We start from the raw sequence: 20,980 nt of genomic DNA, 5'->3' as shown, positions 1-20,980 counted from the left end.
TCATAACCCTCGTACCGCGAACGGACGGAGACCTCCATGACAACGCCGCGCACGCGCACACTTCGCCCCGTCGCCCTTCCGCTGGGGATGGCCATGGCAACCACCGTCGCCTCCTGCCCGACGTCACGGCGTCGGCGGCCGAGGGAGCAGGGAAGGCAACGGCAACCAATGCGACTTCCCTCAGCTACGTCGTCAACATCGCGACCGGGAAGGGCCCGTCCGCGTCGGTGAAGAAGGCCATCGCCGCCGCGGGCGGCACGATCACGGTCGCGTACGACCAGATCGGTGTGGTCGTCGTCCACTCCTCGAACCCCGACTTCGCCCGCACCATCCGCAAGGTCCCGGGCGTGCAGTCGGCCGGTGCCACCCGCACGGCACCCCTTGCCGTGCAGTCGACCACCGAGGTCGGTACGACGAAGGTGCTCAGCGCCGACGACGTAGCGATCACTCAAGCGGCCGATGGTCAGGACCCGTTGGAACCGTCCCAGTGGGACCTGCGCGCCATCGAGGCGGACAAGGCGCACGAGAAGACGCTCGGCAGCCGTGATGTCACGGTCGCCGTCATCGACACGGGCGTCGACGACACCCACCCCGACCTCGACCCGAACTTCGACCGCGCGGCGTCCGTCAACTGCGTGTCGGGCAAGCCGGACACCGCCGACGCAGCCTGGCGGCCGGGTACATCGCCGGGGAGCGCCCACGGCACGCACGTCGCGGGGGAGATCGCGGCGGCCAAGAACGGCAGCGGCATGACCGGCGTAGCGCCCGGCGTGAAGGTCGCCGGCATCAAGGTGGCCGATCCGGAGGGCTACGTCTACACCGAGGCCGCGGTCTGCGGCTTCGTCTGGGCGGCCGAGCACCACGTGAACGTCACCAACAACAGCTACTACTTGGACCCGTGGAACTTCAACTGCCCGGATGATGTGGACCGGAAGGCGCTCGTGGACGCGGTCACCCGTGCCTCGCGGTACGCGGAGCGCAAGGGCACGGTCAACGTCGCGGCGGCGGGCAACGAACGCAACGACCTGGACGCGGACTCTCTCACCGACCCCGCCTCCCCGGACGACGGCACACCGGGCGACCGCGTCATCGCCCACACAAGTGCCTTGACATACCGGCGCAGTTGCCCGGCGTGGTGACCGTGTCCGCGACCGGCACGAAGGGCATCAAGTCATCGTTCTCCAACTACGGTCACGGAGTCATCGACGTCGCCGCCCCCGGAGGCGACTCCGCCCTCTACCAGCCTCCGACAGCACCGGCCACCCACAGTCGGATCCGGGGCACGATGCCCGGCGGTGGATGGGCCTACAAGGCGGGCACGTCGATGGCCTCCCCCCATGTCGCGGGCGTGGCCGCCCTCATCAAGTCGACACACCCACACGCCACCCCCGGCCAGGTGAAGGCCCTGCTGTACTCCGAGGCCGACGCCACCCCGTGCACGAACCCGTACGACATCGACTCCGACGGCACGATCGACGCGGTGTGCGAGGGACCGAGGAACAACAACGGGTTCTACGGGAAGGGGATCGTGAACGCGCTGAACGCGGTGACGAGTTAGGCGGCATCCGTCCCGGCTGAGCAACCGCTGGCGCGTCGCCTCGTCGTCACCGGCGCCGCGGTGGGCCGGCAAGACCGTGCTGGAGCACGGCGCTGGGGCCGGCCGGTTGGCAGATGCGGCGGGCGGCGGCCAGGAGCGCGGTGACCCGGGCGGGGGCGGCACCGGTGATGATGGCGATGCGGTCGATGCTCAGGCGGAGGTCGTCGTGGAGGAACGCGGCGTCCTCGGCCGGGGTGGAGGTGCGGCCGGCGCGACGGGCGACGGCCCTGGTGTGCTCTTCCCAGGCCCAGGCGGAGGGGCACCGCTCGGTCATGAGCCAGGTCCAGTTGCCGGCGATGAGGTTGAAGAGCTGGGTGACGCTGAGTTGGGCCTCCTCTTGAGGGAGACGTGCGGCTGCGTAGGCGTGGTAGGCCGGGCGGTGCAGGTCGTAGAAGGCGTAGAAGGCGGTTGTCAGCACGGACGCGGTGGGCGGTGTGGGCTTCATGGTCCTTCCCCTGGCGATGGGCGGGCGGGTCAACTGGAGGCGGTGGTGGGGTCGTTCTCGGCCGCCGCCTGAGCACGGCGCCACAGGGGCCGGGTGATGGTGGTCCGGCTCTGCAGGACGACGGTGAGACGGTCGATCACCGACCACTCCGGGACGCCGGGGCCGTGGAGCGCGCGGTCGAGGTCGTCGGCGCTGATGGTGTACTGAGTGGCAGCGAGAATGCCTTCGGCGTCCGGTGAGTTGAGCGCGTAGTGGAGCCCCTGCAGATAGGTGCGCAAGTACTGGACGGGGTCGTCGGAGTTCGAGGGCTGTACGTCGGCGGCTGCTTCCCACAGGGGCTTCATCCGCTTGGGGTCGGTCCCACACATCTCGCAGATGGTCCTGACGTGTTTCCAGGACGGGTCGCGCTGGCCGGAGAGCATACGGGAGACGTAGGACTCGTCGACGCCCATCTGCTGGGCGAGTTCCCGCTGGCGGCGGTTGGAGCTGTTCCGCATCCGGGTGAGGGCGGCGGCCAGACGCCGACTCGGGCGGCTCGGGGTCGGTGTGCCGTCAGCGGCTGCCGCGGGCTGGGCGGGGGTGACCGGCTTGGGTCGGTGGCGGATGGTCAGGGAATGGTCGACGGAGGGCGGGTCGTACTTCCTGCGCAGTCTGTCCTCGGTGATTCTCGCGATCGGTGCGAGCTCTGCGAGCGGCTTGCCTTGTGCTCGCTGGCGGACGACCACGACCCCGATCGCCTCGTCCACCAGGTCCCGGAGGCTGACGAGACGCTGAAGGAGTTCGGTGTTGGGTACGGCCGCGCTGTACGCGCTGGACAGCAGGGCTTCGGAGACCACGGTGCAGTCCTCGGCGAAGTCACGAAGGGCCTCGGTGCAGCGGGTGGCACGGGCCGGGGAGGCCGACGGTACGGAGCGGGCGGGCCGCCGTGTGCCGTCAGCCGTCTGCGCGTGAGAACGAGTGGACACAGGGAACCTCTTTCGGGGGTGCTGGACAGGTATCTGTACCGGGTCGTCCGGCCGCAGACGGCCGGACGCGGGCTGGAGCCGGTGGGACGCAGGTGTCGGTCCGCGCCCCACCGGCGATCAGGTCAGCGGCGGCGAATCCACTGGTGGACCAGCACAGACTTGTGAGCGGCCGTCAGAAAGAGGGCGACCATGGGCAGTACACGCGACGGCAGAGCGCCCGGGATCGCGAGCAGGAAGAGGCAGATCGCGGCGACAGGCAGGCTCCCGCGGAGCATGACAGCCTTGACATGCCACACCGGGGTTTGAGCTGGAGGCGGTGACGGGATGATACGTTCGCGGCTCGGTTTCGCGAGTGCGTTCGCGCCTGCGGGAAGCCGAGTTGGGCGTCGGCGTAGCGGCATCAGGGATCTCCCTCGTGTCGGGCTGGCGTTGTGAGCGACAAGACCCCGGCACGCGGGCTACCAACCATGAGAGCCGGGGTCTTTGCCGTCCGGCAGAAGACGCCGGAAGCAGGACGCTACTACCTGGTGCAGCGGAGCGGTGCCAGAAAGTAGCGTCATGGGTATGGGTGCCCACCACCACACGGCCGGGCATATCCAGAGAGCCCCGCTCGCAAACAGTGACACTCGATCAAAAGTGGTCGCCAAAACGGGACATGTCGGGTGAATCTGCGAATCCGCATATGCTCGCACAGACTTCCGTACCTGTCTGTGTATCCGTCACGTGCCTCCCGCCTGCCCCCTGAAGATCCATAAGCGTGTCAACAAAAGAAGCCCGGTCCGCCGGCCCTTCCCGACCGCGAGGACATCGCGCGATGCACCGCACCAGGGGTCGCTACAGGCTGTCGAAGTCCCGATGGTCGGGCAGTTGGCCTGCCGATCGGCGCTGAGCGGTGCTGTCAGCAGGGTGTGGCACAGTTCGGCCATGAGCTACGACCTGGCGGTATGGGAAGGCAGCAAGCCCGCTGACGATGTGGTCGCGGGCGAGGTCCTCACCCGGCTGTACGACTGCTACATCGACACGGAGGAAGAGATTCCGCCGTCACCGCGTATCGCGGAGTACGTTGCCGGGCTCTTGGCGCGATGGGAGGATCTCACGGAGGACGAGGAGGACAACTCCCCTTGGTCGACAGGGCCGTTGATCGGAGAGGCGTCCGGGCCGTTCATCTGTCTCCCGATGCGGCACAGCATGGCCGAGGAGGCTTCGGCCTACGCCGCCGATCTCGCTGCAGCGATGGGGCTCGTCTGCTACGACCCACAGGCTCGGCTGCTGCGGCCGTGACCGCCTGCGGACCGAGGGCGGGTGCGGTCCGGCACGACCTTCCTGTGCACAGGCAGCGTCGCGGTCACGGCACAGGAGGTTGGTGGCCGCACGGCTGCGAAGCACGACGCGTACTTCATCGGTGACCCGCTCGGGGACGAAGTCCCGCTTGAGGTCGTGATCCGTGGCCAACCGGCCGTCTTCGCACGGGAGTTGCTGGTGTCGTACGGCAGCACCGAGGTGCTTCGAGGCGTCGAACCGGACATCCACCGCGGAGAGATCTTCGCCCTGCTCGGCCCCAACGGCGCGAGGAAGACCACCACCGTCGAAACCCTGGAGGGCTTCCGGCGGCGCTCCGCGGGCGAGCTCCGGTCCTCGGCGTGCGGCACGGGACCGCGCGGGGCGGGAGCAGCAAGCGTGTTCCGGACCGGCGGGGCATCCCGCGCGCCTTCTGGATCTTCCAGGCCGCCATGGGCCGGATCGCCGCCGCCTACGTGTTGCAACTGGCCGCGATTCCGCTGCTGATGCGGGTGAAACGTGCTCGGTGACGGTGCCGATGGGGCCACGGTGGGCCGTGGGGCGAGAGCGGATATGTGGATTCGCGCGGGAGGCGCTCCGTCCGGTCAGGACGAGTAGTCGATCGGTTCGTTCAGCAGTTCGCTCGCCGCCCGGTGGACCTTCGCCAGGGCGTTCAGGAGGGATTCGCGTTCGGCCTCGGTGAGATCCGCGGTGACCTTCTCCTCGATCAACCGCCGTTCCGCCTCGACCGGTTGCCGCAGCGCACGCCCCACGTCGGTGAGCCAGAGCCGGACGAGGCGGTTGTCCCGGTCGTCGCGGCGACGAGTGAGCAGCCCGGCCGAGGTCATCCTGTCGGCCATCTTGACGATGGTGGGCGTCGTGACGTTCAGCGCGGCGGCGACCTCACCCGGCGTACTGCCGTCCCGCTCCCACAACACGGCGAGCAGGTGGTTCTGTCCGACGTGCAGCCCATGGCGTCGCATGGCCGCGTCCGCCAGAGACCGGAGCACTTTCGACGTTCTGCCGTGCAGGTCCAGGAACTCTGACATCGCGGCCCTTCGGTGATGCGTGAGAGTGCGTGCCCGAACCGCACGCACATCGATTGACGGCTAATCATTCACCGGCTAGCGTTCTTCTCAACTCGCTAGGCGGCAAACGACTTTGAGGAGTCATGATGATACTTGTCACCGGAGCCACCGGAAACATCGGTCGCGAACTCACCCGCGAACTCGACGCGAAGGGCGCGGAGTTACGCTTGCTCGTCCGTGATCCCGCCCGCGCCGCGCGTCTGCCCGAGCGCGCCGAACGCGCCGTCGGCGACTTGGGGGACCCCGCGACACTGGCCCCCGCCTTCGTCGGCGTCGACAGACTCTTCCTGCTCACGCAGGGCATCGGCACCGACCACACCGCCGCCGCGATCGCCGCTGCCGAGGCCGCCGGGGTGGACCACATCGTGAACGTGTCCTCGCTCCATGTCACCCTCGACCCGATACCGGCCATGGGACGCTGGCACCACGAACGCGAGAAGATCATCCGCGCGTCCGGCATACCCACCACACTCCTGCAGCCCGGCGGCTTCATGACGAACGCCCTCGACTGGCTGCCCACCATCCGCGAGGGAAACCACGTCCTCGACCCGGTCGGCCCGGGCCGCTACGCGCCGATCGACCCTGCGGACATCGCCGCGGTGGCCGCCCTCGCCCTGGTCGAGGACGGCCACCAGGACAAGGAGTACGTCCTCACCGGCGACGAAACAGTCACCATCGCCGAACAGGTCAGGACCATCTCCGAGACGATCGGCCGCGACATCGAGGTCCGGGAAGCGGCCACACCGGCCGATATCGTACGATCCCGCTTCCCCGACGGAGCACCCCAGGCACTCGCCGACGCCATCACGGAGGGCTTCACTCTCATGCGTGCCGACACCGTGGGGTTCCGGACGGACACCGTGGAACGACTGCTCGGACGCAAGCCGCACACCTTCGCCGACTGGTGCACACGCAACGCGGAAGCCTTCCTGCGCCCTGAACCCGCCTGAGCCAGGCGTTTCACCCGGACGTCATAGCGGGTACCGGCACGTCGACGACAGGGCGGTACCCACCTTTTGAGCCCACCGGGCCGGAGCCGGCACCTTTCCCAGCCACTACAGTTGGCCGATGATCACCGATCTCAAGCTCCAGTTGACCATCGACTGCACTGATCCGGAGCGGCTCGCGGCGTTCTGGGCCGCCGCGCTGGGGTACGAAGTCGAGCCGCCGCCCGCGCCGTTCGCGACTTGGCGCGCCCACTGGCTGGACCAAGGCGTGCCCGAGGAGGAGTTGGGTGAAGGTGACTGCAGCGACTCCGTCATCGATCCGCGAGGTGCCGGCCCGCGGATCTGGTTCCAGCAGGTGCCCGAGCCGAAAGGCGTCAAGAACCGACTGCACCTCGATCTGGGAGTGAGCGGAGGGCGAAGCGTCCCCTTCGCCACTCGCAAGGAGCGAGTACTCGCCGAGATGAAGCGCCTGGAGAGCGCGGGCGCGTCCGCGCTGCGCATCGAGGACTCGGAGAACTCGGGTTCCTTCTCCGTCGTGATGCAGGACCCGGAAGGCAACGAGCTCTGCGTCCACTGAACGGGAACGGTGAACGGAACTATTGACGGCTGAAGCACGCAAGGCAGGTCGATCCACCCATTCGGACAGACGTACGGATCGCGCCGCCACACCCACGAGGCGCCCCGTCCGCAGACAAGCTACGCTTACAGAGCGTAGCGAATCAGTCACGCGTACTGACTTCCCGAATGGTGGATCGACCCGCTTCCGCAGGAACGGGGAAGGGAGCAGAGCCATGCCGATCTCCCGTCGCGCTGCCCTCAGACTGGGCGGGGCGTCCTTGCTGGCCGGGTCGAGCGCCGGTGTGGTCACCGCCTGCGATTCCAGGGCGCCGTCCGGCGCTGCCGCTCCTTCGTCTTCGCCTTCGCCTTCGGGTAAGGCGGACTACACGGTGCGGATCGCAACCGGGCGTATCGAGCTGTCGCCGGACACGGTCGTCTCCACCACGACGTACAACGGGCAGTTCCCCGGTCCGCTGCTGCGGTTCACCGAGGACCGCCCGGTCGTGGTCGACGTACACAACGACACCAACGTCCCGGAGTTGTTGCACTGGCACGGCCAGGTGGTTCCCGCCGAAGTGGACGGGGCTTTTGAGGAGGGCACTCCCTTCATCCCCGCGCACGGGATGCGCCGTCTGTCCTTCACTCCCGGACCGGCAGGGTTCCGCTTCTACCACACCCATGTGGCAGCACACGGTGACCTGACCCGGAGCACGTACACCGGCCAGGCGGGCCCGGTCTACATCGAGCCGAAAGCCGACCCCGGCGCCTACGACCAGGAAGTGTTCCTGACCCTGAAGGAGTTCGAGCCCTCACTCGGCCACGGCGGTGACATGGCCCAGCACTTCCTGGCCGGCTCCCCCGTGCCGGACCTGAAGCGCAGAGGCGAGAAGGCGATGGCCGACTCGCTGGCCCACGGCATGCCGCACGGCTACGAAGTCGGCTACCGCGTCTTCAGCGTCAACGGCCGCAAACTGGGCCACGGTCAGCCGATCAGGGTCAAGTCCGGACAGCGCGTGCTGTTCCATGTTCTGAACGCCAGCGCCAGCGAGATCCGCAGCCTCGCCCTGCCCGGCCACACCTTCAAGGTGGTGGCGCTCGACGGCAATCCGGTGCCTCGCCAGGCCGAGGTGCCGGTGTTGTGGATCGGCACCGCGGAACGCGTCTCGGCTCTGGTGGAGATGAAGCATCCGGGCGTGTGGGTGCTGGGAGACCTGTCCGACGACGACCGGAAGAACGGCATGGGCACCGTGGTCGAGTACGCCGGCCGCAGCGGCCCCCCGCAGTGGATCGCGCCACCCCCATTCACCTGGGACTACCGCACGTTCGCCCGTCCCGGCACCGCCACCGCCGCCACCACCCAGCGGCCGGACCACACGATCGACCTGCTGGTGGAGAAGCGGAACGCCGCCGACAAGGGGTTCAACATCTGGACCCTCAATGGTGTCCCCTTCTCCATGGACACCAACAAGCCGGTGCTGGACGTCGAGCACGGCAAGCGGTACCGAATGCGGTTCCGCAACGCCACCGACGACATCCACCCTCTGCACCTGCACCGCCACACCTTCGAAGTCACCCACATCGCAGGCACCCCCACGCACGGCTTGCACAAGGACGTCGTCATGCTGGGCAGCTACCAGGCCCTCGATTTCGACTTCACCGCCGACCAGCCAGGACTGTCCCTGTTCCACTGCCACCAGCAACTCCACATGGACTACGGGTTCATGATCCTGCTGCGCTGCTCCTGACGGCCTCGTCGCACCATGCGCGGCAGTGAGACCGGAGGCGTCCGCACGGGCGAACGGGGCAGTCCGGTGCCGGGCCGGGCGCTGCGGCTCCGCTGCGGGGCCGCGTCGGTCCACGGGCCGGAACGTACAGACGGGGAGTCCGCATGCAGGATGGGGCGTCGGCCGGTGTCCTCACCCGCCGCCAGGAGCTGGCCGAGACGGGCGTCTTCCTCCTGCTGATCGTGCCGTCGATGGCGTTGTCGTTCTTCACGGCCGCCGGCCAGAGCCCCCTGTCGTTCCCGTTGATCGCCGCCTCGACGATCCTGCGCGATGTGGGTCTGGTCGCCCTGATCCTGCTTCTGCTCTCCCGTGGCCGGCAGCCTGTCACCACCGTCGGCTGGGTCCGCGGCACCGTCGGGCGGGAGACCATGGTGGGGATCCTTCTCACGGCACCGGTGCTGGTCGGCATGCAAGTGCTGAACGCCGTACTGCGAGCGGCGGGCCTGCCCGGGCCGCGGACACCCGCCACAGGCCTGCTGCCCGCACCGCATGTCGCCGACCTGCTGCTCGCCGTCGTACTCGTCACGGTGGTCGCGATCGCCGAAGAGACGATCTTCCGCGGGTATCTGATCTCGCGGCTCACCAGGGTTCTCCGCAGCCGCACTTGGGCCATGCTGCTGTCATCGGCGCTCTTCTCCATCGGCCACGGCTACCAAGGCGTCGCGGGAGTACTGACGGTCGGCGCGACGGGCATGATCTTCGCCCTTGTCTACGTGTGGCGGCACAGCCTTGTGGCACCGATCGTGACGCACTTCTGCGTGGACCTCATCGCGATCGTGGTGGTACCACTTCTCCTTCACTGACGTCTTCGACCGGCACGGCCGCTCCAGCGAGCGTTGCCGTTGTATGCCCGAACACTCCTACTGGTCACCAGTCTTCGATGTCCTCCGGCCTCAGCCGCCTACGAGCGGCCTCAAGACGCAGCGTCCGTCCGGTAGAGCCGAGGTCAGGTGGTGTGCCTGGTGACGAAGTCGGCGATGGTGTCCTGCATCTGCTGGAGGCCGGGCTCTTCGAGCGGGTAGTGGCCTGCGCCTTCGAGCATGACGATGTCTACGGGGACTTCCGTGATGCGGGACAGGAAGGGCCTGCTCAGGTGGAGTGGGGTCCAGCGGTCCTCGGCGGGCTGGGTGAGCAGGACAGGGCAGGCGTCGAAGTTCTCGGGCTCGACGGCCGGGGTGTAGCTGCCGTAGCGGTCCAGGAAGCGGACGCTGACCCAGTTGCCTGCCGAGGTGCGGTCCTTCAGCATCACCTTGAGCGCGGCCGGGTCGTTGGCGAGGGCCGACATCTTGGAGGCGAGTGTCATGGGGTACTTCAGACGGGCCCCGGGAGTCCTGGCCAGCAGGTGAAAGAAGGGGACGCCCACGCGCGAGGTCAGCTTGTCGTGGGCGGTCTCGTCGCGTACTCGCTGATCGCGCTGGTCGAGGAAGGTCATGCCGACGATACCGGCAAGGGTGCCGCGGGGCGCCTTGGCGGCGACGTGGTAGGTGAGCATGCCGCCCGCGCTCAGGCCGTAGAGCACGATCGGGCGGTCGTCGCGGGACTGTTCGAAGGCGAGGAAGTCCACGACCAGGTCGACCCAGTCGTCGTAGGAAGGGGTGGCGCCGGGCCGGACCTTGGTGAGGCCGTAGCCGAGGTTGTCCAGCGCGACGGTCTCGAAGCCGCGCTTCGCCAGCGGTGCGCCCAACACCAGAGACATCTGGCGGCCGTTGGTGCCGACCCCATGGTGCAGGACCACCTTGGCCTTCGCCTCCGGGTTGCGGTAGCGATCCAGGTGAACGCGGTGGCCGCGCCAGTTCCAGAACTCCTCCTCGGGCGCGGTGGCGTCGGTCAGACGCAGCCGGGAGGGCAGGAACTGCTGGAGGTCGCGCCATGCCTGCTGATCGCGGTAGGAGGTGGGGGCGGTGCTGGTCATGGTGGTGTCTTTCGTGTGTAGCCTGCCGGTACCGGTGTTCAGGCCCGGGAGGGGAGGGGGCGGGCGAGCGCCCCGCGGGTGATCATCTGCGCGCCGGCGCGGAGTTCGCGGCGTACGGCGTCGGCGTCGCGCAGGTCCTCCTCCAGACCGCAGGTGAAGGTGAGCAGGACGGCGGCGGCCTGCTTCGCGGTGTCGGCGGGGGCGACGTCGGCCAGGGCCGCTGCGAGGAGTTCGGCCAGTCGCTCGGTGTAGTCGGTGACCAGGCCGGGGGCCTGGGCGGTTGCGGCCGACAGCAGTTCCCCGGCGTGCGCGGGGCTGTCGCGCCACAGCTCGATGGCGACCTCCAGCTTCGCCATGAGCACGGCGAGGACCTTCTCCTCTGGCGTGTCCGCGCTCTCGGCCGCCGCGCGCGCCGCCGCACCGGCCTGATCCAGCCGGGACTGGACGACCTCGACTATCGCCTCTTCCTTGCTCCCGATGTACTTGTAGACGGTCGGGCGCGACATCTGGGCCTCTTCGACGATGTCGGAGACCGTGGTACGGCGATATCCGCTACGACAGAAGCAGCGGTAGGCGGCGTCGAGCACGACCTGGGAGGCGGGAACCTTCGGCATGCCTACAAATTTGACACTCACCTCTAAGGCTGTAAATCAGACCCACCCCGGCAGCACTCAGCGTGTGCAGAACACGCAGCAGCCGCCCCATTCCGCAAGAGCGAGCACGCGGTGTCGGACGCACATCGCCAGCGCGTCGTCGTCGTGCCCGGGGAAGACCGTCGTGCACGCGGGGCCACTTCCGTCACGGACCGGGGCGAACTCCTCGACCATGGTCCGGAATCGGCCCAGGTAGCCTTTGGCGTACGGCGGTTCGTACCCCAGTTCGTCCCACCGGTACTCCCGCGCCGCGAGGTCCACCACACGCAGGACGAAGTCCCGGACGGCGGCCCGCTCCTCGGCCGTACTCCCCCAGGCGACCTCGTCCAGGTCGAAGCCCACGCAGCCGCGCCCGACCATGTTCTGGTCCTGCGCGGCCATCAACGCGGCGAACCGGTACTCCCACGGTTCCTGAGCAAGCGCGCTGACCGCGAACATCATGACTTCGACGAACACCTCGGTACCACCGTTGGGCAGGTCCAGGTCCCCACCGGGACCACCGAAGCGATTCACGGGCCGACCCACCTGCCGCCCCAGGCCGGGCCTGGCTCGTAACAGGTCATGGACCTGGCCACGAAGCCGTTGCCGGTGCCTATGCCCATACCCATGCCCATGCCTGTGCCTGTGCCTGTGCCTGTGCCTGTGCAGACCTGATGGTTGTCCATACCCCATCCAACCCGGACTCCATGGCTGGACCGAATCGAATATCCGCCCGGTCCAAGCGAGTTGGAGGAATTCGCCAACTACCAGTCCATCGCCTGATCGGCACTGCGGTCCTCAGCCGTCCTCGTCAGCGCGCCGTAAGCCATCCCCGGTATCGCTCTCGGCCCCCGTGCCGGACGCCCCGGAGAGCCAGCGGGTGACGGCGTCGCGGTCGGAGTCGGCGGGCGGTGAGACGGCCGGAGGGTGGCCAGGGTGTTCATGCCGGAGAGGTCGCCCGCCGTAGCGGACTCCCGGAACCGCCGCTCGGCAGCAGCCAGTTCACCGCGCTGGAAGCGGCAGAAACCCAGGCCCGGCCCGTGCGGCGGCACTGCCTGCCGCCGCCGCTCGGCGCCAACAGTCCTCGGCCTCATCCATGCGGTCGCGCTACCGCATCAGGTTGCCCAGGTTGTTCCAGCCGTCGGCGAGCTGGCCGCGCTGGGTGTGGCCCGCTCTACCTGATTCCCGCGCTGTGGTGTGGCCTGCCGCACTGATCAGCACCCTGCTCGGCCTCGGCGTCCGGCGCGCGGCCCTACGCGGAACTCGCGGAGTCGGCCGTCGACCTGTGCGACCTGTACGCACGCCGACCGGCCCAGGCGCTTGGGCCTCCGACATCACCCCGACGCCCGCCTCACACAGGCCACGGGCCGTCAGATCACCAGCTTGCTGCGCAAGAAGACGTGACCGGGATCGGCGAGCTTGTCACGGATGACAACGATCGTGGCCACGACGATGAGCACCCAGTACGCGCCTCGGCCCAAGACATCGTCGCAATGGGTCAGCCCTCCTGCCGTTGCCCCAGCAAGCGGGCCTGTTCTCGCTTCAGCGTGGCGAATCCCCGGCGCGCATACGCGGCGAGTTCCTCGCTGGGGAACGACACCACCGAGAGGTGCTGGTCGTGAATTCCCTGTGCCCACCGGGCGGTTGTGACCTCGTAGCCCGAGACGTGAGCGCACAGTTGGAGCAGAAGCGGCGGCATCTCTGGTTCGCTCAACAAGTCGGCGTGATCGATGACCAGGTCGCGCATGGCCCGGATGTTCGGAAGAAAGACGGTGGTCACCCACAGTCGCCACTCGGTCAGTTCTTCTGCGGTGGGCGGGATCTCGTGGTCGAACGGTGACGTTCCGCCAGGGCGACCATGACGTTCCACGAACGCGCCGAAGGTACGGCTGTTGGCTTCCGTGAGGGCGAACAGGGGCCCGTAGAAGTCGCTGAGCTGGCGATTCACGCGAGCAAGACGTTCTTGACGCTGTGAGAGGCGCAAGCCGTTGAGGTAGGTGACTACATAGCCGACGAACGCCAGCCCGATGGTGACGACCACTGCGATCATGTGGGGCGATGCTAGCGAGCAGTGCGCGCCCTGTCAGAGGCCGTAGCAGATGAGGATTGCTGCGATGCCCGCGAAGGCCACGACGGGACCGGATCGGTGATCGGCCGGTTTGTCCCCTGAGGGCAGCTCGCGGTGCCTCCGAGGCCCGCTCAAAGGCTCCGGCATCTCCTCCATGGTGACCACGCGCACTCTCGCGCCCAGAACCATGCTGTCCCACCACATACGCCCCTGACCTGCACGTTCCTACGGTGTGGCGACACGCATACGTCCCCCGTCGACCGCCAGGAAGTGGCGCCGATACCCTCCCTGTGGTTCTCCACGATTCCGGCCACCAATGTCAGCACGGAACCAGCACCGGAACTCAGCCGTGCTGGTCGGGGCCGGCCGCCGGACGAGGAACCGTACATCGCGCCGCGCGACACCCACTCGTGGAGCGAGAGGAACAGGCGTACGGTACGCAAGAAGCCCGGGCGCGACGGAGCCGCCGGCCCAGACGACGGTTGCCGGACCGGGGTCCACGAGGGAGGTTCGCAACCATGACCGGTGAGGGCTCGTACGAGCGCGACCGCACGTACCTCACGACCCGGATCACGGCCGACGGGCGGGACGGCTACCCCGTGGAGCCCGGGCGCTACCGCCTGATCATCGCGCGGGCCTGCCCGTGGGCAAACCGGAGCGCGATCGTCAGGCGCCTGATGGGCCTGGAGGACGTGCTCTCCCTGGGGATCGCCGGGCCGCTGCACGACGAGCGAAGCTGGTCCTTCCACCTGGACCCGGGCGGCCTGGACCCCGTCCTCGGCATCGAAAGGCTGCAGGAGGCGTACTTCCGGCGCGAACCGGGCTATCCGAGCGGCATCACGGTGCCCGCGATCGTCGACGTTCCCACCGGCCAAGTGGTGACCAACGACTTCGAGCGGATCACGCTCGACCTGGGCAGCCAGTGGGCGGCTCATCAGCGGGACGGCGCACCGGACCTCTATCCGGAGAGGTGGCGCGACGAGATCGACGACGTCGCCGACAAGGTGTACCGGGACGTCAACAACGGTGTCTACCGGTGTGGCTTCGCCAGCAACCAGCAGGCGTACGACAAGGCGTACCGAAGCCTCTGGGAACGGATGGACTGGTTGGAGGAGCGGCTCGGCGGCCGGCGTTATCTGGTCGGTGACACCATTACCGAGGCCGACGTCCGCCTCTTCCCGACCCTCGTGCGCTTCGACGCCGTCTACCACGGCCACTTCAAGTGCAACCGACAGAGACTGACAGAACTCCCGGCCCTGTGGGCCTACACGCGGGACTTGTTCCAGACGCCCGGCTTCGGTGACACGATCGACTTCGCGCAGATCAAGGCGCACTACTACGTCGTCCATCACGACATCAATCCGACCGGGATCGTCCCCCTGGGCCCGGACACCCGCGCCTGGCTCTCGCCGCACGGGCGGGAGGAGCTCGGCGGCCGTCCCTTCGGCGACGGGACCCCGCCCCCGCCACCGCCGCCGCCCGAGCGCGTGCCGGCGATCAGCCGCTCCCAGTGACGCCGGGGTCTGTGGCCACTTCGCCCGTCGCGAAGATCACCGACGACCGGGAACTGCTTGCGTTCTACGACTTCCCGGCGGAGCACTGGGTCCACCTGTGGACGACGAATCCGATCGAGTCGACGTTCTCCACGGTCAAGCTGCGGACCAAGGTCACCCGCGGTGCCGGCAGCCCGGCCGCGGCCCTGGTGATGGCGTTCAAGCTGGTCGAGTCTGCCCAAGCCCGCCGGCGCACGATCACCGGCGCCTCCCTTGTCGCCCTGGTCCACTCCGGCGCCAGGTTCGAGAACGGCGTCCTGGTCGAGCGCACGGAGACTGCCGCTGCCTGATCACGATGCCCAGCTGTGTGGCCAACTGCGGCGGAGTCAGCCCAGCACGCCGGTCAGGGCGCGGATGAGTACGGCATCGAACCGGTCGTGGGGGTCCTCGGGCGGGGAGGTGGCGAGCAAGGCGGTGATGCGGGGGTGGCTTCCCCCTGCGGCAACGTGGCGGAGGTAGGCGGTGGATCGGCGCGTGGCACTGGTGTCCGCGGCAGCCATTTCGTTCTGGACGAACAGCGCGCTCAGGCCGCTGAGGAGCGCGAACGCCTCGAGTTTGCGCCCGGGTCCGGCCGGATGGTCGGCGAGCACGTCGAGCACGTGCTCCAGGAGGTCGATCCCGTGGGGGCCGAGAGTGGGGCGGTTAATGACCATGGTTGGCAGCCACGGGTGGCGGCGCATGATCTGCCGAGCTTGGCGGGCGATGGCGAGCAGGTCGGCCTGCCAGTCGCCGCTTGGGTCGGGCAGGTCGTAGTCGCTCGCGGTGCTGTCGGTCATCAGGTCGAGCAGGTCGTCGCGGGTGGCCACGTAGCGGTAGAGCGAAGCGGCGCCGGTGCCCAGGATGGATGCGAGGCGGCGCATGGAGACGGCCTCCAGGCCCTCGCGGTCGGCCAGTTCCACCGCGGCAGCGGTGATCTCGGAGCGGCTGCGCTCGGCTGGGCGTCCGACCGGTGCCCGCTCCGGCCGCATCCAGATCACCGGCTCCTGCTGTCCTGCCACTGCCACCTCCCGTGTTGCCGCAACCCTACCTATCGCATACGGTGTTCGCGAACGACGTATGCGAATGGGAGGGGTACGATGACGCACTTCGCGCACAACGGCGAGATCCAGATCGCCTTCGAGGATCTGGGGGGCGCGGGCGGTGACCCGCTGCTGCTCATCATGGGCTTGGGAACCACACGATTCTGGTGGCCGGACGGCCTGGTGGCCGAACTGGTCGGCCGCGGCTTCCACGTCGTGGCCTACGACCAGCGTGACGCGGGCGAATCCAGCCACCTGCCCAACCGGCGCGTCGGCCTGCCGATCAAGGCCCTGCTGCAGCGCAAAGCTCCCGCCTACAGCGTCGAGGACTTCACCGACGACGCGATCGCCGTCCTCGACGCCCTCGGCTGGAAAGGCGCCCACCTCTTCGGCCACTCGATGGGTGGGCTCATCGCGCAGCGCATCGCGATCCGCCACCCGCAGCGCGTGCTGAGCCTGGCCACCTCCTCGGCCGTCCCCAGCGACGCGAAAGGCCTGAGCATCCTGCGCTACCTACGCCTGGCATGCCTGCCCCGATTCGCCCGGCTTCACTACCCCGAGACCCCACAGGGCAACCTGGACCTGGCCGTGGCCATCGCCCGCATCCTGGCCACGCCCGGCCAACACATCGACGAGCACGATGTGCGCGAGCTCGTAGACAAGGAGGCAGCGCACCAGGTCGCCAGCTTCCGCGACTCGAAGGCGCAGAGCCGCCAGATCGGCGCGAAGTGGCACGGCGGGCTGCTCGCCCAGATCACCGCACCGACCCTCGTGCTGCACGGCGAGCGCGACCCGCTCCTGCGAGCAGCGTCCGCGCGCGACATCGCCGCCGCTGTCCCCGGCGCACGCCTGCACCTTGTGCCCGGCGTCGGTCACTTCCTCACCCGCGATGTCTGGGCCACCTACGCCGACGAACTGCGCGCGCTCGCCAACCGTGCCGACGAGCAACCGCAGATCAACGGGGTCACGCGCAGGTAGCCGGCCACCGCTGCCCGGCGCACTCCTCCGGGACCAACTGGAACCGAACTACCCCGCCCGTCCAGGAACGACGACACCCAACCCACATGTCTTTGAGGCTGGCGTGGTCCACCGTACTGACACGCCCTTCACCCCGACCGCGCCGACCAACTCACGGCCGTGATCTGCGAGACGACCTCGTGCAGGCACAAGGCCGAGCGCGTCGGGTTGGGAGTCGTCGGGAAACCAACCCGCTCCCGAGCAGCGTTCCGCCCTGGAGGACCACAGGCCCCCGCTCATAAACCACGCTGGGTCTTGCTCCCTCTTGAAGAAGTCGCCCGATTTCGCGGCGACAGGTCACCGATGGCCACGGGCACAACGACGTGCCCCATGACACTCGTCGAGGGAGCGGTCGTCTCTGCGATGACGTCCTTGCGCAGACAGGGCTCCGCGCAGGCTCACGCAACACGAGTGTTGTCCCTTGGTCGTGATCCCGGGGCACGCACACCACGCCGTACCCCGAAGGTCGCCGCAGCCTTGCGGAGTCCGATCCGCTACCTATGCCGGAGTTCTACGCAGCGTAGTCAGCACCAAGTCAGCACGGGAAAGAACACCGCGCCTCCAAATCCTGCCCGAATGACGCACCTTGGACACCCTCCTTCGCGGCCCCGTCGAGGCCCTCTCAGAGGCCCCGGCGCCGCCTCCATGGTGACCACGCGCACTCTTACGCCTAGAACTATGTTGTCCCAACACATACGCCCCTGACCTGCGCATTCCTACGGTGTGGCGACACACAAACGTCCCCGTCGACCGCCAGGAAGTGGTGCCGATGTCCTCCCCCGCAGCCGCTCCACCAGCCCCCTCCAAACTCCCCCGCATCGTCGCCGCGAGCCTCATCGGGACCACCATCGAGTGGTACGACTTCTTCCTCTACGGGTCTGCCGCCGCGCTCGTCTTCAACACGTTGTTCTTTCCGGACTCCGATCCGTTGGTGGGCACGTTGTTGTCGTTCCTGACGTACGCCGTCGGGTTCGCCGCCCGGCCGCTGGGGGCGCTGGTCTTCGGGCACTACGGGGACCGGCTCGGGCGTAAGAAGTTGCTGGTGTTGAGCCTGTTGCTGATGGGCGGGGCGACCTTCGCCATCGGGCTGCTGCCCACGCACGCGACGGTCGGTACCTTCGCGCCCGTCCTGCTCACGACCCTGCGTCTGGTGCAGGGCTTCGCCCTCGGCGGTGAATGGGGCGGAGCCGTTCTGCTGGTGTCGGAGCACGGTGAGGCGCGACGGCGTGGCTTCTGGGCCTCCTGGCCGCAGACCGGGGCGCCCGCCGGGCAACTCCTCGCGACGGGTGTGCTGTCGCTGCTGACCGCCGTGCTCTCGGACCACGCGTTCGGTACCTGGGGGTGGCGCATTCCGTTCCTCCTGTCCGGTGTCCTGGTGATGCTCGGCTTGTGGATCCGTCTCTCTGTCGATGAATCGCCGGTGTTCCAGCAGGCATTGAAGCAGGCCGAGGCGCGCAAGGCGGCCGAGAGCACCGGCGTGGAGAAGCTGCCCTTGGTGTCCGTCCTGCGCCATCACTGGCGGGACGTACTGATCGCGATCGGCGCGCGCATGGCGGAGAACATCAGCTACTACGTGATCACCGCCTTCATCCTCGTGTACGCCACCACATCGGCCGGCGTCTCCAAGCAGACCGCACTCAACGCCGTACTCGTCGCCTCCGCCGTGCACTTCGTGGTCATCCCGGCGTGGGGCGCGCTCTCGGACCGCGTCGGCCGACGGCCCGTCTATCTGCTCGGTGCGGCCGGGGTCGGCCTGTGGATGTTCCCGTTCTTCCGGCTGATCGACACGGGAAGCTTCGGCAACCTCGTCCTCGCCGTGACGGTCGGCCTGGTGCTGCACGGAGCGATGTACGCGCCCCAGGCGGCCTTCTTCTCCGAGATGTTCGCCACCCGCATGCGGTATTCGGGCGCGTCCATCGGCGCGCAGTTCTCCTCGGTGGCGGCCGGGGCGCCTGCCCCGCTCATCGCGACCGCGCTGCTGTCCGACTACGGCAGTTCGACACCGATCGCTCTGTACGTCATCGCGGCGGCCGTCCTCACTCTGATCGCGGTGGGAGTCGCCAAGGAGACGCGCGACCGCGATCTGGCCCGGATCGACTCCCCGGCGGACGCCGAGAGCGAGGACGTCCCGGTGGCGGACGCCCACACCGTGTGAGTGCGCGCTCCGTCAGGAGCCGGGCGGCGACGACAACCGCAGGAGCCGCAGCGCCAGTTGTATCTCCAGGGCGCGGGCCGGGCTCTGCCAGTCGTCGCCGAGCAGGCGGCCCACCCGTTCCAGGCGCTGGGCCACCGTGTTCACATGGACGTGCAGATGGTCCTTGGTGCGGGCCGGGCTCATCCCCGAGGCGAAGTACGCGTCGAGGGTGCGGACGAGGTCGGTGCCGCGGCGTTCGTCGTAGGCGATGACCTGGCCGAGGGTGCGCTGGACATAGCCGGCGATGTCCCGCTCCCCGGCGAGCAGCAGTCCGAGGAAGCCGAAGTCCTCGGCGGCGGCCCCGTCTCCTGAACGGCCCAGCAGCCGCAGGGCGTCGAGGCAGCGGCGCCCCTCCGCGTAGGCGGCGGCCACGGCGTCCGGGCGCCCGGCGAGGTCCGCGACGGGCGCCGAGGCTCCGACGGTGACCTGGTCGCGGACGGCGGTGCCGAGCTGCCGTGCGGTACGGCGGGCCAGGTCGGTCGCCGTGTCCCCCGGGTCGAGGGGCAGCAGCAGGACCGTACCGCCGTCCCGGGCGGCGGCGAGCCCCTGCCGGGTGGCCGCGAGGTGGGACGCGGCGGACCACAGCCGGTGGCGGGCGGCCGTGGCCTGGTCGGCGTCGGCAGCGGCGCCGTCGAGATGGGCGGCGAGCACGACATGGGTGGCGTCGAGGTCGGCACGCAGCAGGGCGGCTCGCCGGCGCAGCACGCGCGGGTCGCGGTCGCGGGCGTCCAGGAGGTCGTCCAACAGCTCGCCGCGGACGCGCTGTTCCGCCTCGGCGGCCGAGCGGCGGGCGAGCAGCAGCAGGGACGTCACCATCGCGGCGCGCTCCAGGGTGCGTTGGTCGACGGGGTCGAGCTCCGGATGGCCGCGCAGCGCCAGCGCGCCGAGCAGTTCGCCGCCGGCCGTCACGGCGGCGATCCAGTCGGCCCCGTGCCGCACGGCGTGCCCCTCGGCGCGGGACGTCTCCAGGGCCGCGGTCGGCGCGACGGTGGCCTCCGTGAACTCGACGGTGCCGTCGATGACTTGGGAGACCGCGGCGGCCACGTCATGGACACCGCCGCCGCGCAGGACGAGTTCGGCGAGCCGGTCGTGGACGTCCGAGGCACGCTCGATCGCCGCGCTGCGGTCGCGGATGATCTCGTTGGCACGGGCGAGCCGGTCCAGCATGGACCGCGTCTCCGTGAGGAGGTTCGCGGTGTCGATGGCCGCGGCGGCCAGCGCGGCGAACGAGCCGAGGAGCGCGATCTCCTCCCGTTCGAAGACCCGGGCCCGCCGGTCGGCGGCGAACAGCACCCCGATGGCCTGGGGTCCGATCATCAGGGGCACCCCGAGGATCGCCACGAGCCCCTCGTCGCGGACGCCCGTGTCGATCGTCCACGTGTGCCGGAAGCGGTCGTCCTGGAAGTAGTCGGGCGTCACATACGGGCGGGCGGTCTGGGCGACGAGGCCGCCGAGCCCCTCGCCCATGCCGAGCCGCAGTTGCTGGAAGCGGGCGGCGACCGAGCCCTCGGTGACTCTCATGTACGTGTCGCCCGCGGCCTCGTCATGCAGCGTCAGATACGCGATGTCGGTGCTCAGCAGCGATCGGGCGCGCTGGACGATCGCCTGGAGGACGGCGTCGAGGTCGCGCAGCCCGGCCAGGTCGTGGGCGGTCTCGAAGAGCGCGGACAGCTCCGCCTCGCGGCGGCGTCTGCCCTCCATCTCCGCGCGCACGCGCAGCGCGAGCCGCTTGGCCTGCTCGAGCGCGCGGACGTGCTCGGTCGGCAGGCCCTCGGCGCGGGCGAGCAGAACCGGCTGCTCGTAGGCGTCGGCGGACGCGCCGCGGGCCAGGAGCTGGAGGAACGGCTCCTCGGCACTGGTGCCGGGGCGCTGGGGGGACTGAACGTGATCGCGAGACATGTCCTCAGGATGACCCACGGGCGG

18 protein-coding genes and 3 pseudogenes are annotated in these 20,980 nt (G+C 69.0%); 12 read left to right on the top strand and 9 right to left on the bottom strand.

The window, feature by feature from the left end:
* The first annotated feature begins 36 nt into the window (after positions 1-36).
* Positions 37-1,558: pseudogene (locus tag NGF19_RS06275) on the top strand (S8 family serine peptidase).
* Positions 1,559-1,604: 46 nt separating this feature from the next.
* On the opposite strand, the gene NGF19_RS06270 reads toward NGF19_RS06275, so the two are convergent.
* Both NGF19_RS06270 and NGF19_RS30880 read right to left on the bottom strand, forming a co-directional pair.
* Positions 1,605-2,042: a hypothetical protein gene (locus NGF19_RS06270; protein ID WP_252422803.1), complete on the bottom strand. Its 438-nt coding sequence runs from the start codon at positions 2,040-2,042 to the stop codon at positions 1,605-1,607.
* Positions 2,043-2,071: 29 nt separating this feature from the next.
* Positions 2,072-3,007 (bottom strand): helix-turn-helix domain-containing protein, encoded by a 936-nt coding sequence (locus tag NGF19_RS30880; RefSeq protein WP_252422802.1) that lies wholly within the window; start codon positions 3,005-3,007, stop codon positions 2,072-2,074.
* A gap of 924 nt (positions 3,008-3,931) precedes the next feature.
* Here NGF19_RS30880 and NGF19_RS06260 point away from each other — a divergent pair.
* The 3 genes and pseudogenes from NGF19_RS06260 (at position 3,932) to NGF19_RS06250 (ending at position 4,815) form a co-directional block, all read left to right on the top strand.
* On the top strand, positions 3,932-4,288 hold the full coding sequence (locus tag NGF19_RS06260; RefSeq protein ID WP_252422801.1) for a hypothetical protein: 357 nt from the start codon (positions 3,932-3,934) through the stop codon (positions 4,286-4,288).
* 21 nt (positions 4,289-4,309) lie between these two features.
* Positions 4,310-4,627 (top strand): annotated as a pseudogene (locus NGF19_RS31095) (hypothetical protein); the annotation flags it as partial.
* A gap of 20 nt (positions 4,628-4,647) precedes the next feature.
* The gene (locus NGF19_RS06250) at positions 4,648-4,815 is read left to right on the top strand and encodes a hypothetical protein (protein ID WP_252423245.1); all 168 of its coding nucleotides are present in this window, start codon (positions 4,648-4,650) and stop codon (positions 4,813-4,815) included.
* 75 nt (positions 4,816-4,890) lie between these two features.
* Here the strand turns inward: NGF19_RS06250 and NGF19_RS06245 are convergent, their stop codons facing one another.
* A complete protein-coding gene (locus NGF19_RS06245) occupies positions 4,891-5,295 on the bottom strand; it encodes a MarR family winged helix-turn-helix transcriptional regulator (protein ID WP_252422800.1) in 405 nt (134 codons plus the stop codon).
* A gap of 161 nt (positions 5,296-5,456) precedes the next feature.
* On the opposite strand from NGF19_RS06245, the gene NGF19_RS06240 reads away from it, so the two are divergent.
* The 4 genes from NGF19_RS06240 (at position 5,457) to NGF19_RS06225 (ending at position 9,465) form a co-directional block, all read left to right on the top strand.
* A complete protein-coding gene (locus NGF19_RS06240; RefSeq protein ID WP_252422799.1) occupies positions 5,457-6,323 on the top strand; it encodes an NAD(P)H-binding protein in 867 nt (288 codons plus the stop codon).
* A gap of 118 nt (positions 6,324-6,441) precedes the next feature.
* Positions 6,442-6,897, top strand: a complete 456-nt coding sequence (locus tag NGF19_RS06235; RefSeq protein ID WP_252422797.1) for a VOC family protein — start codon at positions 6,442-6,444, stop codon at positions 6,895-6,897.
* A gap of 370 nt (positions 6,898-7,267) precedes the next feature.
* Complete coding sequence (locus NGF19_RS06230) at positions 7,268-8,623, top strand: multicopper oxidase family protein (RefSeq protein WP_252422795.1); 1,356 nt, start codon at positions 7,268-7,270, stop codon at positions 8,621-8,623.
* A gap of 143 nt (positions 8,624-8,766) precedes the next feature.
* Complete coding sequence (locus NGF19_RS06225) at positions 8,767-9,465, top strand: CPBP family intramembrane glutamic endopeptidase (protein WP_252422793.1); 699 nt, start codon at positions 8,767-8,769, stop codon at positions 9,463-9,465.
* A gap of 143 nt (positions 9,466-9,608) precedes the next feature.
* On the opposite strand, the gene NGF19_RS06220 is transcribed toward NGF19_RS06225, so the two are convergent.
* From NGF19_RS06220 to NGF19_RS06205, 4 genes are all read right to left on the bottom strand, one after another.
* Positions 9,609-10,574, bottom strand: a complete 966-nt coding sequence (locus tag NGF19_RS06220) for an alpha/beta hydrolase (RefSeq protein ID WP_252422792.1) — start codon at positions 10,572-10,574, stop codon at positions 9,609-9,611.
* Positions 10,575-10,612: 38 nt separating this feature from the next.
* Positions 10,613-11,188, bottom strand: coding sequence for a TetR/AcrR family transcriptional regulator (locus NGF19_RS06215; RefSeq protein ID WP_252422791.1), 576 nt, complete (start codon positions 11,186-11,188; stop codon positions 10,613-10,615).
* A 57-nt stretch (positions 11,189-11,245) separates the two neighbouring features.
* Positions 11,246-11,740: a hypothetical protein gene (locus tag NGF19_RS06210; RefSeq protein ID WP_252422790.1), complete on the bottom strand. Its 495-nt coding sequence runs from the start codon at positions 11,738-11,740 to the stop codon at positions 11,246-11,248.
* A 964-nt stretch (positions 11,741-12,704) separates the two neighbouring features.
* Complete coding sequence (locus tag NGF19_RS06205) at positions 12,705-13,256, bottom strand: hypothetical protein (protein ID WP_252422789.1); 552 nt, start codon at positions 13,254-13,256, stop codon at positions 12,705-12,707.
* A gap of 536 nt (positions 13,257-13,792) precedes the next feature.
* Here NGF19_RS06205 and NGF19_RS06200 point away from each other — a divergent pair.
* Both NGF19_RS06200 and NGF19_RS06195 read left to right on the top strand, forming a co-directional pair.
* Positions 13,793-14,788, top strand: coding sequence for a glutathione S-transferase family protein (locus tag NGF19_RS06200; protein WP_252422788.1), 996 nt, complete (start codon positions 13,793-13,795; stop codon positions 14,786-14,788).
* A gap of 26 nt (positions 14,789-14,814) precedes the next feature.
* Positions 14,815-15,117 (top strand): annotated as a pseudogene (locus NGF19_RS06195) (transposase); the annotation flags it as partial.
* A gap of 36 nt (positions 15,118-15,153) precedes the next feature.
* Here the strand turns inward: NGF19_RS06195 and NGF19_RS06190 are convergent.
* Positions 15,154-15,825: a TetR/AcrR family transcriptional regulator gene (locus NGF19_RS06190; protein ID WP_252422787.1), complete on the bottom strand. Its 672-nt coding sequence runs from the start codon at positions 15,823-15,825 to the stop codon at positions 15,154-15,156.
* 78 nt (positions 15,826-15,903) lie between these two features.
* On the opposite strand from NGF19_RS06190, the gene NGF19_RS06185 reads away from it, so the two are divergent.
* Together NGF19_RS06185 and NGF19_RS06180 are read left to right on the top strand one after the other, a co-directional pair.
* Positions 15,904-16,824, top strand: a complete 921-nt coding sequence (locus tag NGF19_RS06185) for an alpha/beta fold hydrolase (protein ID WP_252422786.1) — start codon at positions 15,904-15,906, stop codon at positions 16,822-16,824.
* 808 nt (positions 16,825-17,632) lie between these two features.
* Complete coding sequence (locus NGF19_RS06180; protein WP_252422785.1) at positions 17,633-19,018, top strand: MFS transporter; 1,386 nt, start codon at positions 17,633-17,635, stop codon at positions 19,016-19,018.
* A gap of 12 nt (positions 19,019-19,030) precedes the next feature.
* On the opposite strand, the gene NGF19_RS06175 is transcribed toward NGF19_RS06180, so the two are convergent.
* On the bottom strand, positions 19,031-20,956 hold the full coding sequence (locus NGF19_RS06175) for a helix-turn-helix domain-containing protein (protein ID WP_252422783.1): 1,926 nt from the start codon (positions 20,954-20,956) through the stop codon (positions 19,031-19,033).
* Positions 20,957-20,980 lie beyond the last annotated feature (24 nt).

It is taken from the genome of Streptomyces macrolidinus (genome assembly GCF_023887685.1).
Classification (GTDB): Bacteria; Actinomycetota; Actinomycetes; order Streptomycetales; family Streptomycetaceae; genus Streptomyces; species Streptomyces macrolidinus.
This window is presented reverse-complemented; position numbering and strand designations above follow the sequence as displayed.

Coding starts and splice junctions, on each gene's coding strand:
- NGF19_RS06205 (WP_252422789.1), bottom strand. CDS start 13,256: ATGATCGCAGTGGTCGTCACCATCGGGCTGGCGTTCGTCGGCTATGTA.
- NGF19_RS06180 (WP_252422785.1), top strand. CDS start 17,633: ATGTCCTCCCCCGCAGCCGCTCCACCAGCCCCCTCCAAACTCCCCCGC.
- NGF19_RS06200 (WP_252422788.1), top strand. CDS start 13,793: ATGACCGGTGAGGGCTCGTACGAGCGCGACCGCACGTACCTCACGACC.
- NGF19_RS06185 (WP_252422786.1), top strand. CDS start 15,904: ATGACGCACTTCGCGCACAACGGCGAGATCCAGATCGCCTTCGAGGAT.
- NGF19_RS06215 (WP_252422791.1), bottom strand. CDS start 11,188: ATGCCGAAGGTTCCCGCCTCCCAGGTCGTGCTCGACGCCGCCTACCGC.
- NGF19_RS06260 (WP_252422801.1), top strand. CDS start 3,932: ATGAGCTACGACCTGGCGGTATGGGAAGGCAGCAAGCCCGCTGACGAT.
- NGF19_RS06270 (WP_252422803.1), bottom strand. CDS start 2,042: ATGAAGCCCACACCGCCCACCGCGTCCGTGCTGACAACCGCCTTCTAC.
- NGF19_RS06220 (WP_252422792.1), bottom strand. CDS start 10,574: ATGACCAGCACCGCCCCCACCTCCTACCGCGATCAGCAGGCATGGCGC.
- NGF19_RS06235 (WP_252422797.1), top strand. CDS start 6,442: ATGATCACCGATCTCAAGCTCCAGTTGACCATCGACTGCACTGATCCG.
- NGF19_RS06240 (WP_252422799.1), top strand. CDS start 5,457: ATGATGATACTTGTCACCGGAGCCACCGGAAACATCGGTCGCGAACTC.
- NGF19_RS06225 (WP_252422793.1), top strand. CDS start 8,767: ATGCAGGATGGGGCGTCGGCCGGTGTCCTCACCCGCCGCCAGGAGCTG.
- NGF19_RS06175 (WP_252422783.1), bottom strand. CDS start 20,956: ATGTCTCGCGATCACGTTCAGTCCCCCCAGCGCCCCGGCACCAGTGCC.